Annotated in this window: 14 protein-coding genes; 2 read left to right on the forward strand and 12 right to left on the reverse strand. The window is 37.5% G+C overall.

What is annotated here, in order from left to right:
• Nucleotides 1-304 precede the first annotated feature (304 nt).
• The 6 genes from A5889_RS03570 to yycF form a co-directional block, all read right to left on the reverse strand.
• On the reverse strand, nucleotides 305-1,213 hold the full coding sequence (locus A5889_RS03570; RefSeq protein ID WP_087641431.1) for a permease: 909 nt from the start codon (nucleotides 1,211-1,213) through the stop codon (nucleotides 305-307).
• 199 nt (nucleotides 1,214-1,412) lie between these two features.
• Nucleotides 1,413-2,219: an MBL fold metallo-hydrolase gene (locus A5889_RS03575; RefSeq protein WP_087641430.1), complete on the reverse strand. Its 807-nt coding sequence runs from the start codon at nucleotides 2,217-2,219 to the stop codon at nucleotides 1,413-1,415.
• A gap of 54 nt (nucleotides 2,220-2,273) precedes the next feature.
• Entirely contained in the window at nucleotides 2,274-3,155 is an 882-nt protein-coding gene (locus A5889_RS03580) for a two-component system regulatory protein YycI (RefSeq protein ID WP_087641429.1), read from the reverse strand.
• Entirely contained in the window at nucleotides 3,155-4,465 is a 1,311-nt protein-coding gene (locus tag A5889_RS03585; RefSeq protein ID WP_087641428.1) for a YycH family regulatory protein, read from the reverse strand. Before A5889_RS03585 ends, A5889_RS03580 begins: the two co-directional genes overlap by 1 nt.
• Nucleotides 4,462-6,285, reverse strand: a complete 1,824-nt coding sequence (walK, locus tag A5889_RS03590; protein WP_087641427.1) for a cell wall metabolism sensor histidine kinase WalK — start codon at nucleotides 6,283-6,285, stop codon at nucleotides 4,462-4,464. The genes A5889_RS03585 and walK overlap by 4 nt, the downstream gene beginning before the upstream one ends.
• A 6-nt stretch (nucleotides 6,286-6,291) precedes the next feature.
• On the reverse strand, nucleotides 6,292-6,996 hold the full coding sequence (gene yycF / locus A5889_RS03595) for a response regulator YycF (protein ID WP_087641426.1): 705 nt from the start codon (nucleotides 6,994-6,996) through the stop codon (nucleotides 6,292-6,294).
• Nucleotides 6,997-7,181: 185 nt separating this feature from the next.
• On the opposite strand from yycF, the gene A5889_RS03600 reads away from it, so the two are divergent.
• Nucleotides 7,182-8,141 carry a S66 family peptidase gene (locus A5889_RS03600; RefSeq protein ID WP_087641425.1) on the forward strand — a complete coding sequence of 320 codons (960 nt, stop codon included), beginning with the start codon at nucleotides 7,182-7,184 and terminating at the stop codon, nucleotides 8,139-8,141.
• Between the two features lie 52 nt (nucleotides 8,142-8,193).
• On the opposite strand, the gene A5889_RS03605 is transcribed toward A5889_RS03600, so the two are convergent.
• Entirely contained in the window at nucleotides 8,194-8,568 is a 375-nt protein-coding gene (locus tag A5889_RS03605; RefSeq protein WP_254909561.1) for a MerR family transcriptional regulator, read from the reverse strand.
• An 86-nt stretch (nucleotides 8,569-8,654) separates the two neighbouring features.
• Between A5889_RS03605 and A5889_RS03610 the strand changes: the two genes are divergently transcribed.
• Nucleotides 8,655-9,422: an SDR family NAD(P)-dependent oxidoreductase gene (locus A5889_RS03610; RefSeq protein WP_087641424.1), complete on the forward strand. Its 768-nt coding sequence runs from the start codon at nucleotides 8,655-8,657 to the stop codon at nucleotides 9,420-9,422.
• 45 nt (nucleotides 9,423-9,467) lie between these two features.
• Here the strand turns inward: A5889_RS03610 and A5889_RS03615 are convergent, their stop codons facing one another.
• The 5 genes from A5889_RS03615 to A5889_RS03635 form a co-directional block, all read right to left on the reverse strand.
• Nucleotides 9,468-10,133 (reverse strand): MIP family channel protein, encoded by a 666-nt coding sequence (locus A5889_RS03615; RefSeq protein WP_087641423.1) that lies wholly within the window; start codon nucleotides 10,131-10,133, stop codon nucleotides 9,468-9,470.
• Between the two features lie 197 nt (nucleotides 10,134-10,330).
• Nucleotides 10,331-11,188, reverse strand: coding sequence for a DegV family protein (locus A5889_RS03620; RefSeq protein ID WP_087641422.1), 858 nt, complete (start codon nucleotides 11,186-11,188; stop codon nucleotides 10,331-10,333).
• Nucleotides 11,181-11,750 (reverse strand): DUF1836 domain-containing protein, encoded by a 570-nt coding sequence (locus tag A5889_RS03625; RefSeq protein ID WP_087641421.1) that lies wholly within the window; start codon nucleotides 11,748-11,750, stop codon nucleotides 11,181-11,183. The genes A5889_RS03620 and A5889_RS03625 overlap by 8 nt, the downstream gene beginning before the upstream one ends.
• Before the next feature lie 369 nt (nucleotides 11,751-12,119).
• Nucleotides 12,120-12,749: a MarR family winged helix-turn-helix transcriptional regulator gene (locus A5889_RS03630; protein ID WP_087641419.1), complete on the reverse strand. Its 630-nt coding sequence runs from the start codon at nucleotides 12,747-12,749 to the stop codon at nucleotides 12,120-12,122.
• Nucleotides 12,750-12,922: 173 nt separating this feature from the next.
• Nucleotides 12,923-13,570, reverse strand: coding sequence for a TIGR01906 family membrane protein (locus tag A5889_RS03635; RefSeq protein WP_303393936.1), 648 nt, complete (start codon nucleotides 13,568-13,570; stop codon nucleotides 12,923-12,925).

Raw genomic sequence — 13,570 nt, forward strand, 5'->3', positions numbered from 1 at the left:
AGGATTGGTTTGTGAAGCTGAATAACAGTAAAAGCGGAATGAGCCCATTTAGGCTCGACTAGAAAATAGGAAAACATGACTGAGGCGATTTTGGCCTCATTCAGGTTTTATCTTTTTCTCGAGAGACTGGCTCATGCAGCTGGATAATATAAATGTTCAACACTTTCTTACGAAAGTCTTGTACTGTTCATCATCAAATCTAATTCTTTCGTTGTGATTCTCAGCAAAAGCAGAACAAATCCATTGAAACAGATTTTATTACTATGAATAGATCTCTTCTACGCTCAGTCAAAAACCACCGCATTTACCCAGGAATTGCTAAAGCATAAATAGTAACAACTACTGTCACAATGCCCACAAATTTCATCATAAACGATGTTTTGAAGTAGCGCTTCATCATTAATAAATTTTTGATATCGACCATTGGTCCAAAGACTAAGAAACCGACGATTGGTCCATTGCCGAATAAACTCAACAAAGATGATCCAATAAAGGCATCTGCTTCAGAGCACAGAGAAAGTGTTGCAGCTAATACAAGCATGACTAAAATAGCTAAGATTTTTGTATGACCTAATTGTAAAATAGCACCCGTTGGCAAATAGGTTTGCATCGCAGCAGCTAAAAGAGAACCAAAAATCAAATAGCGGCCTGTATCAAAAAATTCATCGATCCCATGCGTCAAGACTGACCAGCATTTATTCAAAAACTTTATATTCTCAGTCTCTTCCTCTTCACCGTGTTCACATGAAAATGAACTAATTTCCTGTTTTAAAATAGATTCTTTATTCACATAAGCTAACCAAAACCCGATAACTAAAGCAACCAGCATACTCCCTAAAACACGCCAAAGAACAAACTTCATCGAATTTCCAAAAGCAATATAGGTTGAAAACAATACGATCGGGTTGATGATCGGAGCTGTTATCATAAAGGCAAATGCGGTATATGTCGGTACTTCTTTTTTTACAAACTGATGGACGATCGGCACAATGCCGCATTCGCATGAAGGAAAAAAGAACCCTAAAAAACTACCGACCAAAATCGATAATATTTTATTTTTCGGCAACAATTTTTTCACTCGCTCTGGTGTCAAAAACACGTGCAATGCACCAGAAATCACACATCCTAACATAACAAACGGCAATGCTTCTATCACGATCGATAAAAAAATCGTCCCCATTTGTAAAACAGAATGCGGTAAAAATTCAAACATACAATTCCTCCTACTGCGAAAAAAATAACCCAAACCAAAACATCTCATTTTTCATTCGTCCAAAATATAGTTAACTATACTGCACATTATCTAAAAAAACAAGTCAGAAAAAAATTTGATCCATCTCTAAATACTCAAAATAAAAAGAGACTGAAAAAAAACTAAAAATCAGTTTTTTCTCAGCCTCCCTCAATGTAAATCAAAGGGCAAATAACTCAGAAGCAGTTTCAGGATCGGTGTCATAGACATTAAAATCAAAATTAACGCCTAAGCCTTTTTCTGCTAAAATCGATTCCATCGCCATTCTAGCATGCTCTTTTGTATTATTTTCTTTGCTCAAATGCCCTAGATAGATACGTTTGGTCCGATCACCGATCACCTCAGCCATTGTAAAAGCGCCGTCATCATTAGATAAATGTCCTTTATCTCCTAAAATCCGTTGTTTTAGGCTCCAAGGATAAGGACCCATTCGTAAGATTTCCAGCTCATGATTGCTTTCGATCAAATAGGCGTCTGCATCTTTGATCGTCCCGCGAACATGATCGCTACAATAGCCCGTATCCGTCAGCATCACAAATGAACGATTATCTTTATAGAACCGATAAAACTGAGGCGCTGCTGCATCATGAGAAACACCAAAGCTTTCAATGTCCATATCGCCAAAGGTCAACACTTTTCCCATATCAAAGATATGTTTTTGCTCCGTTGCAACATTGCCGATCATAGGATCCATCGCCGCCCAGGTCTTCTCATTCGCGTAAACATCTAATTTATACTTTCTAGCAAGAACACCGACACCATGAATATGATCACGATGCTCATGTGTGACCAAAATTGCATCCAAATCTTCTGGTTTACGGTCAACTTCCGCTAATAATGATGTGATTTTCTTTCCGCTTAATCCAGCATCCACAAGTAGCTTTTTGTTTTCTGTTTCGATAAAAAGGGAATTACCTGTACTGCCACTGGCAAGAATGCTGATGTTAAAAGCTGTTTCTTGACTCATCTTTTCTCTTCGCTTCCCTTCTTTAGTCTACAGCTACTTATTATACAACCATCACTACTGATTTTCCACCTTTGGAACCGTATTATTTGTAATGATCGTATTACTCATGGCATTGACTTGTTCAATTTGCAAGTTACTTCCCTTCGCTTTGATTCCAACGAACCAAACAGGCACATAAACGTTTTTTTCGCGAATTTTATAAATTCTGGTGTATGCTAATTCCATGAACGTGATTTTTGAACTGCTTGGAATCTTATTGTTGATATACAACGTTTCGATCGCATCCCGATCAGAAAACAAATCCATTTTATCCCGTAATTCTTCTATTCCTTGGATATGCGTCTGTGTATATTTATTGATTTTGTGAATGCCGTCAGACTCGCCTGTATTTTCTAATTTCAATGAAATTTGGGCGGTATCATCTTTAAAGGGAATATTTTTATAGACTTGAGACGCAACCAACTCTGGAAAATCTCCTTCCAAATTGGAAAAATCAGGCATATAATGGTACTCCGTACCAAATAAAACACTATCTTGATCTTTTAAAAACGTCTCTAAAGACTTCTCGATATTTTTCTCATCAATGAAATAACTGGTTTGCGTATAATTCATTTGAGGATATACAGTGATTGAATTATCGATCAACTCTACTCCGTTTTTAAAAAAATTTCGATCTCTCGTTTCCCGTTCATTTTGAATCGCATCATAAAAGTTGGTTTGTTCACCACTTAGATAATAACCTTCTTTTTTCTCACCTGTCAGTTTTTCTTTGTAGGTGATATCATCTTTAGCTAATCGTTTTTCGATACTATCCGTTTGATCAGAAAAGGATACATTGTTTTCTTCTTTTATTCCTTCTTGATAAATGCCAAAAAGAAACATATTCAATCCTAAAAAGGCTAGGAAAAAAATCCACTCGATTCGCTTAAAGTCCATTATTCCACCTCCGCATTCGCTAAGTGTTCCAATAGCTCAGGCACAGAGGACCATTGACCATCATAACGGATATACCACTCAGGAGTTAAGTCAACGACTTGAGTGACTTCTTCGATCTTATGCCAAGTATAGCCGATCACCATCGAGTCGATTTTTTCTGGATCAGCGCCATTCAATGTTAGCTGCTCAAGCAAGCTTTCTGTACTTTGCAATTGAACTTCTTCTTCTGAAGGAATAGGAACTTGAATAGTATCAACACTTGTCTCGATCACAACACTACTTTTTTCAGCCTTATCGTTGCCAATAGTGATATGCACCTGTCCTTTATCATTTTCACTAAACACTGGGAAGCCTTCGACAAACGTTCGGTAATTGATTTCGGATTTTGTACGGTCAAAATAACGTAAATTCCCCATACTCGTTCCCAATTTTTTGATGTAGGAAAAACTGTCAGAAAATATGTTATCTTGAGCTGTTCTATTCTCGATATCTCCACTAAAATGAATCGTTCCAAGCTTTTCATCTGCAATCAAACGCTCATTACGGCTAGCATAGGATAAATCCTGACTGTCTTCGTTCGTTTGGATATCTTCCGTGTTTGTGAAAAAAGCATTTCTGAATTTAGTTACAGGCTGTGAAGCTAAAATATAACTATATTTTTTCATCCTCAAATCATCAGACAAATAATAGTGCTTTTGTGAAAGAGACTGTTGTTCAGAGATTGGATTATATTGAACGCCAACCTTATTCATCAAATTCAAGACTTTTTCATTATCTATAGAAATCGGTGTTTCATAAATATCATTTGAGCTAAAATTTAGAAAGCGCAGTTTATTTTGCTTTAAATTCACCTGTATACAAGTGAAATGAATATCATCACTATCTGCGATATCTTCTAAATCGATACCCAAATCATAGACAGACATATATTCACTTAGCAAAAACGGCCCTTCATACAAGAGTTCAAACCCTTGATCCATCGTCAGATAATTCTCAAACTGACTCACATCATCTTTAACGACCTGAGTCAGCTTACCAAAGGTTGCTTGTCTGATTTCATTTTGAATATTGGTGATTAGGTTCTCACTATTATTCATTTCAGACACACCATTTTGCATTCGGATCAGGCGCAATGGTAAAAAAACATCTGTATCAAGACGTTCATTGACTACTGCAGTTGCAAGTTGCTGATCATTTTTGATGGGCTGTTCTTTTTTTGCAGAGCTGAGCCAAATACTAAATGAAAAATATAGACTAAGCAGCACTAAAAAGATCAAGCCGATTCGAATGATTCTTTCTGTTGTTTTCATTCCCACCAATCCTCCTCATAAGGTTCATAAGGCAAGGATATATAAAAGGTTGAGCCTTGACCTTCCTGACTTTCTACCCAAATTGCACCATTATGGGCCTTGACCACTTCTCTCGAAATAGCCAAACCGAGTCCCGTTCCACCCTGTGCTCTAGCACGAGCTTTATCAACACGATAGAAACGATCAAAGACTTTATTGATATCCTTTTTAGGAATGCCCAAGCCCTGATCCGTTACACTAAATACAACATTGTTGTGTGTTTCAAGCAAGCGACAGGTGATTGCTCCGCCATCTGGAGAGTATTTGATCGCGTTGTTTAGAATATTATCCAGCACTTGGATGATTTTATCCGTGTCTAGCTCTACCCATAGATCACGTTTTGTAAATTCACGATGGATCGTATATTTTTTTTCATTAGATTCCACCATCATATCAAAGCGATCTAAAACAAAATTGATCAACTCATTGAAATTGACGTATTCCAGCTGTAATTCATTATTGCCCGAGTCCATCCGTGAAAGATTCAAGAGGTCATTGATCATTCGAATCATTCGATCGGTTTCTTCCAAAGTCACATTTAAGAAGTTTGGTGCGATTTCCGGATTCTCCCAAGCACCTTCACTTAATGCTTCGATATAACTGCGCATACTTGTTAACGGCGTTCTAAGTTCATGAGAAACGTTGGATACAAATTCACGGCGCTCCCGCTCATTTTTCTCCTGCTCTGTCACGTCATGAAGCACACAAACCAAGCCCGTAATAAAACCTGATTCACGGCGGATCATCGCAAAATCGACACGAATGATCATTTGGTCTTCAGGTGAAGTCGAACGATCGATCAAGATTTCTTCTGGTTCTTCTAATAATTTACGTAACGTATAGTCCGTTTCAATATCTAATAATTCTAGCAATGATGAACCGATCACATCTTCATCTTTTACATTTAATAGAGACAGCGCCATTTCATTGATCGTGATTACTTTTCCTCGTCGATCAGTCGCAATGACACCATCTGTCATATGAGCAAGCACACTATCTAGACGATTTCGTTCTGCTTCCATCGTTTCTTGCGCTTCTTCGATTCTTTCGGATAATTGATTGAAGGTTTCCGCCAACTGTCCAAGCTCATCTTTCCCATATACTTGGACTTTCCCCGTATAGTCTCCTTTAGCGATCCGCAGAGCCTGTTCTCTCATTTCACCGATCGGCTGTGTAATCGAACGAGCAATCAATAGAGTGACGATGATCGAAATAGCCCCCGCGATCAAAGAGGCCGTAAAAAAGATTCTTGCGGTATCCGTGATCTCCTGATATTTACCTTCTATATTACTTTTAACATAAAGAACCCCGATGACTGTATCGCCAGTCGGGGATTGAATAGGCACAACGTTGATGTATACGCGTTTATCCTGATCCATTGCTGAATATTTCTTTGCACTAAAATCATTCAAATCACGGTAATCATTCTTCTTGCCAACGATGCCTTGACGATTCAGATCACTTGTCGCACGAACGATTCCTTTATCGTCAACAACTCGCGCTTCAATTGTTTCAGAACCAGCAAAATCATTGAGCGTTTTCTTCAAATTCGCATCGATTTCTGTTCGGTCTTGATTTTTTTCACCTAATTTGCTGCTGATCGTGCTAGCGAGCTGTGTTGTTTGGGAATCAACATTTTGTTTATAGTCATTGATTGTGGTCGACTCTAATTCTCGGATAAAATAGCCGCCAATGATTTGGATCGCAATCAATAACAAAAGGATAAACGATAAGGCGATCTTAAAGTTTACCGATTGAAAAAAGTGAACTTTTTTCCTCATAGATCACTACTCCTGTTCAGGGTTACGAAGGTAATAACCAACACCACGGCGTGTCACTAAATAGGTTGGATGACTTGGACTATCTTCGATTTTCTCTCTTAAACGACGAACGGTTACGTCAACTGTTCGAACATCACCAAAGTAATCATAGCCCCAAACGGTTTGTAGCAAATGCTCTCTAGTCATGACTTGGCCGATATGTTTGGCTAAATAATAAAGCAGTTCAAATTCACGGTGAGTCAGCTCGATCTTACCGCCTCTTTTTGACACCATATAGGCATCTGGATGAATCGTTAAATCACCGATCATCAATTCCGACTGCGTTGTCGTTTCAGCTTCTTTTGCGCTCGTTGCTCCTCGACGCAAGTTTGCTTTTACTCTCGCAACAAGTTCACGATTTGAGAATGGTTTTGTGACGTAATCATCAGCACCTAACTCAAGGCCTAAAACTTTATCGATCTCAGAGTCTTTTGCCGTCACCATAATAATTGGCATATCATATGTTTTACGAACTTCTCTAGCAACTTCCAGCCCGTCCATTTTTGGCAGCATCAAATCAAGGATGATCAAGTCAGGCTCTACTTCTTTGACTTTCTCTACTGCTTCTTCTCCATCATATGCTGTAAAAACTTCATAGCCTTCTTTGGTAAGATTATACTTTACAATATCTGAAATTGGTTTTTCATCATCTACAACTAAGATTTTTTTCATCTAAGAGGCACCTCTTTTTCATTTGTCTTTTTATTAATCAAATACATTTTCTCTTATTATACCTTATTTTGTCCACTGTTTCATCTCTAGCTCATAAGGCGCTTTTTTTTAAGACTCAGATATTGCTAAAATAATGAAAGAATGACTATAATAAAGAATAAGTTTTTTTAAAGGAAGCGATCAAAATGAAACCACCTAGATTAAAAAAAGGGGATCAGATTCGTGTTGTTGCCCCCTCTAGCAGCTTTGCCCGTTTAAATGATTTCGGGATCAACCTAGCAGAAAAGAAATTGACCGAATTAGGCTTTATTGTCACATATGCTGAGCATACGAATGAAGAAGATGTCCTAGGCTCTTCCTCTATTTTGAGCCGTGTCAAAGATTTACATGAAGCCTTTTTAGATCCTGATGTGAAAGGTATTTTAACGGCGATCGGCGGTTTTAACAGCAATGAGCTTTTACCTTATATCGACTTTGAATTGATTAAACGCCACCCAAAAGTGCTTTGCGGTTATAGCGACATTACTGCCTTATGTAATGCGATCACGACGAAGACTGGCCTTTTGACCTATGTTGGTCCTCATTTTTCTAGTTTCCAAATGGATGAGCTGCAAGACTATCAGACAGAAAATTTTGAATTAGCAACCATGAAAGAAGAAGCTTTTGACGTTCGTGCATCGAAATCTTGGAGTCAAGATGAATGGTATTTGCCTCAGCCTAAAAGAGAGCTGCATAGAAATCAATGGAAGGTTTATAGCCAATCGACACCTGTCACAGGCGTCTGTTACGGCGGAAACTTAGGAACGTTTCAACTACTATTCGGTACGTCGTTTCTTCCAGAGCTTGAACAATCGATTTTATTTGTAGAAAATGCAGAAGAGAATGATTACCATGACTTTGCACGTGGTTTAGCCTCTTTACTTCAAGTAGTAAGACATCCAAAAGCATTATTGATTGGACGTTTCCCAAAAGAAACTGACATGACAGAAGAACGTCTTTTAGCTATCTTAGGTAAGTATCCTTTGTTAAAGGAAATACCAGTGATCTATGATATGAATTTCGGGCATACACAACCGATCTTTACTATCCCGATCGGTGATCGTGTGACCGTTGACACTACAACAAAACAATTGACCTTTTTTTAACAATAAAATCCACTGCCGATTTCTGCTACCGAATGAAATCGACGGTGGATTTTTATTGGTTGTACTTCTCTTCCAGCTCCTCATATAAAGAAATTTTATCGTCCAGTAAATGTAAGTGATTTCGAACTTTTTCATATTCAGCTAGAATCTTTGAGCGATGCTTCAGCAATAATTCTTTTCGGGCTGTGATCGTAGCATCACCTATTTTCCTTAGTTGTGTATATGTCTTGATTTCCTTTAAAGAAATTCCAGTGTTTTTTAACTTGATGATGAATGTAGCCCATTCAATATCTTCTTTACCATACAGTCGATAATTATGTTCATCTCTAAATGGTTCAATCAATCCTTCTTTTTCATAATAACGTAGTGTATGCTCACTAAAGCCGATTTTTTTAGCAAATTCACTGATCGTATAAATATCTAGCACCTCCTTTTAAATTGTTCTTGCATTAGAGTCGTCTCTAAACCCTATACTTTCATTGTACCACCAAAAAAATTTAGGAGGAAAAAAAGATGAACTATGTTGTAATTACAGGAGCAAGCTCTGGTATCGGCTTAGAAGCCGCCAAAGCATTTGCTTCTTTAGGAAAAAATCTAATCTTGGTTGCTCGAAGAGAAACACGTCTCGATCAATTGAAGGCTGACATTCTGGCTGAACATCCTGAGCTGGATATCGTCCTCAAAGTGGTTGACTTATCTCAGCGTAAAGCTGTTTTTAGTCTATACGATCAATTGAAAAAGTATGAGATCGACACATGGATCAATAATGCAGGCTTTGGCTATTATCACTCTGTTTCAAATCAGGATTTAGAAAAGGTCGATCAAATGCTGGCAGTCAATATTGAAGCTCTAACGATTCTTTCTACTCTTTTTGTAACTGATCATGAAAATAAAGAACACGCACAGCTGATCAATATATCTTCAGCTGGAGGGTATAAAAATGTTCCTAATGCAGCTACTTACTGCGCATCAAAATTTTACGTAAGTGCCTTCACTGAAGGGATCGCTTTAGAATTAGAACGAAAAGGAGCCCCGCTTCGAGCCAAAGTTCTCGCTCCTGCTGCGACAGAAACTGAATTTGCTCAAATCGCCAATGACTCGAAAACCTATGACTACTCAAAGGCTTTTTCTATGTATCATACATCCAAAGAAATGGCACAATTTTTATTGATTCTTTATCATAGTCAGGAAGTTGTCGGTGCAGTTGATCGCGATACGTTTCAGTTTCAATTATCAGGTCCATTGTTTGCACACTATCAATCAGGCATGAAAAATATGTAAACAAAAAACAGTCTAACGATGTTCGATCGCTAGACTGTTTTTCATTTATGCTTCTGTATCAAGCAAGTACTTAGCAACTAATGCTGCAAGCGCGCCACCAATCAGAGGAGCTACGATAAATACCCAAAGTTGAGATAAAGCATCTCCACCAACAAAGATCGCTGGTCCTAAACTTCTTGCTGGATTCACAGATGTTCCTGTTAATGGAATACCCACTAAATGAATCATTGTTAAAGTCAAACCAATAACAACTCCTGCAAGTTTGGCATTGCCTTTTTTAGCACTTGTAACGGTCATGATCACTAAAACAAAAATAAATGTTAAAATAATTTCTACTAGTAATGCACCGACAGCACTTAAATCACCAAAACCATTTTGACCAAGGCTTGTTGTTTCATATCCTGCTGCATTTAAGATAGACAATAATGTAAATGAAGCAAGGATCGCTCCCACAACTTGCCCTACGATGTAGTAAATGAATTCCATTGAAGAAATTCGTTTATTGATCCACATTCCTAATGAAACAGCTGGATTTAAATGTGCACCAGAAACAGTCCCAATACTGTAAGCCGCTGCAATGATCGTTAACCCAAATGCCAAAGCGATTCCAGTTGTACCGATTCCTTCCATACCATTTCCTAAAACGGCAGTTGCGGTACCAAAGAAAACTAAAATGAATGTTCCAAGACATTCTGCAATTGCTTTTTTCATAACTTTTCCTCCCTTAATTATGTTCATTATTACATTATCACAAAAAATGAAATATTTCATGATAGTTTCAATTAGATTTCAAAAAAAGAGTCATGAGTAAAAAGAAATATAATTGATAAACATAATCATAAAAGGAATATAAAAAAAATACCAACATTAGGCACTGCAATACGTGCATAAATGTTGGTATTTATTAATCAATCTAACAATTGAATACCGATCCCTAAAAGTCCTGGTCCAGTATGAACAACTAAAGCTGGACTGATCGTCCCAAAATAGATTTTTTCAGCTTGTGGAAAATTCACTTGCAGCTTTTCATAAAACTGTTCTGCTTCTTCCACTGCTTGCCCTTGAGCTACTGCCAGCACAAATTTTTTATGCTCTCCAATAAATGATTTGACCAGCTCAAATGTTTTATCCAAGCTTTTCTTTCTACCTCGTGCTTTCGCAACTGTATGGTAGATTCCTTCTTCATTACAGGAAATAATTGGATTCAGCTTTAAAGCATTTCCAAGAATAGAAGCCACTAAACCGATTCTTCCACCTTTTTGTAAATACTCCAATGTTGCTACGTTGAAGAAAACTTTCGCTTTTTGAACATTTTTTGAGATCGCATCTATAAGTTCTTCCCATGTTGCTCCAGCATCAATCAATTTTGCGGCTTCGATCGCTTGTAGGCCGCTGCCAATTCCAATATTTTTTGTATCTAAAACGAATGTCTCCAAATCTTCTATATCTTCACCGATCAGCCTAACAACATTAAATGTTCCACTTAACCCACTCGAAATAGTGACTGCTAAAACTTTTTCATAGCCATCCGCTTTGATTTGCTCAAAAATTTTTGTAATCGTTTCTCCATCAGGTAATGATGTGCTTGGAATTTCTATTGGTAAACGTTCATAGACTTCTTCCGGTGTGATATCCACTTTGTCCGTATAAATTCGATCTTTATAAATGATTTGTAATGGAATCATATACATGCCGTATTGTTCGATCAGCTCCTGCGGTACATCTGTCCCTGAATCAACTAATAAAGCGATTTTCTCTTTATTCATAGGTTTGTTCTCCATTTTCTTCTAAATATTTTTGTTCTAATTCAATGACTTTTTCAGTAAATAGTTTCGTTGCAAAGGACAATGTTGCCCCTTTTACAGCTAAATAGTCCACTGTGATCGGCTGATCAAAAGCTGCGATCGGCTGCTTCCCTATCGCTTGAGAAATGACCACGGCCAGTGCCGCTTCTTGCTCATCACAAAAAAGATCATAAGCTTCTCTAATCCCAACTGCGGAACCCTGATAGAGAATTCCTTGTTTGATTTCCGGAATAGTCAAGACCTGTTTTAATAAAGTGATAGCAATCAGAAAAGCTAAATGCTTTTGATTGTAACGTTTTTTCTGGGGCGCTGGAATCAGTCCTAGTTTGACATAATTATTGACCATCGATGAGGTCAGCAATGTGTGTTTTTCTTTCAAAATAATGGGCGATAAATAGCGTTCTACCAATGTGATCACCTGGTCCATATACAGGTCTATCTCTGGTAATTCATGCCACCTTGGCAAATGAACATCCACTAATTCTTCTCCCCATGTTTGTAAAGAAGATTTTATGTTATTCACATTATTCCTCCTTCTTATTACAAAAACAGTTTAACATTATTTTAAAAAACATTCAATCTAGTTATCATAACTAGATTGAAAATAATAAAAAAAAGTGACTGGGACAAAACTCTGCGAGTCAAATCCCGGTCACCTGTAATCCAGATAAACGGTGAGAGCAGAAGCAATCCCTTCGGAAATAAGCTAGAATTCACAAAAATTTGCAAAACAATTTTCGTGAATTCTTTGTTATTTCTCGGGATTAAATACGTCTGTCTCAACCTCTTCTAATTCCTACTAAATAGCGGTCAAAAAAATCAGGTTCTTCAACAATCTCACTATAACCTAAACGCCTTTCATTTCATCTTTCTTCCCGTCTTTTGCTAATTATTAAAAATCGTTAAAGCCGTCGTCTTCTCCATCATGTGTAAAAGGATTGAAACTGAATTTATCTCTTTTTGGAAAGCCGTTTGGATTAAAGTCACTATGAGGATCAAACCGTTCTGCATTTGTTGGATCGACTTTTCCAAAGCTACCAAGTCCCCGACCAGGACCGCGATGCATATGAGGACCGCCAAATCCTCTTTCCTCTTCTGGAATTTCTGCTTCTAAAGCTCCTAGAAGTTTATCCATAATAATTTTGAAAGATGCTTGTTCTTCCTCTGACAAAACATCAAAAATCGTTTCTTCCTCACTTCGACTATTATCTGCAGCAGTCATCCCTGCTTCTGTAAGTCGAATAACCATGACACGTCGGTCACTTTCAAGCGGTTCACGATCGATATAGCCTTTTTTCTCTAATTTTCCTAGCAGCTCACCTAACGATTGGGGACGCATATCTAATAAATAAGACAATTCTTTTTGAGTTGTTTCAGGTTTCAATTTTAACAAATTCAACACACGCCCCTGACCTCTATGAGGGTTACCAAATGGTCCGTGATCTCTCCGACGTTTCATAAAATACCGCTGCATCATTGCTTGTAATCTTAGAAACTCTTCCATCAATGTTTGTTCTTCCATAATTGATTCCTCCATAAAAATAGTTATATATCAGGTACCTGAATTATATTATAAAGGTACCTGATATAAATGTCAAGAGTTTAAATGAATCTATTGTAAATCGACATCGACAGCTACCTGTATAAAAAAAATTCGGAGATTACTTTCGCAGCAATCTCCGATGATCATAACGATCATATTTTTTTGAGTTCACGTTTACCAATGATTATCCCGATCAAGAAAAATACTTCCAACAAGATAAAAAATAGAATAAAGCTATGCATGAAAAATTCTTCTGGTAAGACATTTATGATCGGATCTGTTGCTGGATCAAACAACCAATCATCATTGTTAAAAAAGACACCATGAAAAGCCACAAAAAACTGATCAAAGCCAATCGCCATCAATAGGCCAAAGAATACTGGAATGATCATCCCCCATTGAAAAGGTCGAATCAAACGCCATAATCTTTTTACTTTGAACAAACGATAAATAAACAAGCTGCTTGGAATGATCGTCACAAGCAAGACTCCATAGCATAAGAGAAAAAGCCGCTTGACTTCATAAAAATGAAAAGCTCCGCTTGCAGAAACTGGAAAGTCAGAGAGCTGTAATGTTTGGTTCCAAGGATTGTTCAAATAAGACATCAACTGACCAAAATTCTTTAAAAGTTCCGATTGACTGATCGTTACTTGATCAAGTATATTCAACGCTTTGATGTCCCAAACATAAAGCGGTCTAAAATTGATCGTCAATGTGATACTCAAGGAAAGGATCGTTAAAATCACACATAGAATCCCCAAGCGTTCCAGCCAAATCCAGCTGGTTTCCTTTCTCCTCAT

Origin of the sequence: Enterococcus sp. 9D6_DIV0238 (genome assembly GCF_002174455.2) — a bacterium.
Lineage (GTDB): Bacteria > Bacillota > Bacilli > Lactobacillales > Enterococcaceae > Enterococcus_L > Enterococcus_L dunnyi.

Excerpts from the sequence above, each read along its gene's own strand:
- A5889_RS03585 (WP_087641428.1), bottom strand. The coding sequence starts at position 4,465 with ATGAAAACAACAGAAAGAATCATTCGAATCGGCTTGATCTTTTTAGTG.
- A5889_RS03630 (WP_087641419.1), bottom strand. The coding sequence starts at position 12,749 with ATGGAAGAACAAACATTGATGGAAGAGTTTCTAAGATTACAAGCAATG.
- A5889_RS03635 (WP_303393936.1), bottom strand. The coding sequence starts at position 13,570 with ATGAGGAGAAAGGAAACCAGCTGGATTTGGCTGGAACGCTTGGGGATT.
- walK (WP_087641427.1), bottom strand. The coding sequence starts at position 6,285 with ATGAGGAAAAAAGTTCACTTTTTTCAATCGGTAAACTTTAAGATCGCC.
- A5889_RS03610 (WP_087641424.1), top strand. The coding sequence starts at position 8,655 with ATGAACTATGTTGTAATTACAGGAGCAAGCTCTGGTATCGGCTTAGAA.
- A5889_RS03615 (WP_087641423.1), bottom strand. The coding sequence starts at position 10,133 with ATGAAAAAAGCAATTGCAGAATGTCTTGGAACATTCATTTTAGTTTTC.
- A5889_RS03575 (WP_087641430.1), bottom strand. The coding sequence starts at position 2,219 with ATGAGTCAAGAAACAGCTTTTAACATCAGCATTCTTGCCAGTGGCAGT.
- A5889_RS03570 (WP_087641431.1), bottom strand. The coding sequence starts at position 1,213 with ATGTTTGAATTTTTACCGCATTCTGTTTTACAAATGGGGACGATTTTT.
- A5889_RS03620 (WP_087641422.1), bottom strand. The coding sequence starts at position 11,188 with ATGAATAAAGAGAAAATCGCTTTATTAGTTGATTCAGGGACAGATGTA.
- A5889_RS03580 (WP_087641429.1), bottom strand. The coding sequence starts at position 3,155 with ATGGACTTTAAGCGAATCGAGTGGATTTTTTTCCTAGCCTTTTTAGGA.
- A5889_RS03600 (WP_087641425.1), top strand. The coding sequence starts at position 7,182 with ATGAAACCACCTAGATTAAAAAAAGGGGATCAGATTCGTGTTGTTGCC.
- yycF (WP_087641426.1), bottom strand. The coding sequence starts at position 6,996 with ATGAAAAAAATCTTAGTTGTAGATGATGAAAAACCAATTTCAGATATT.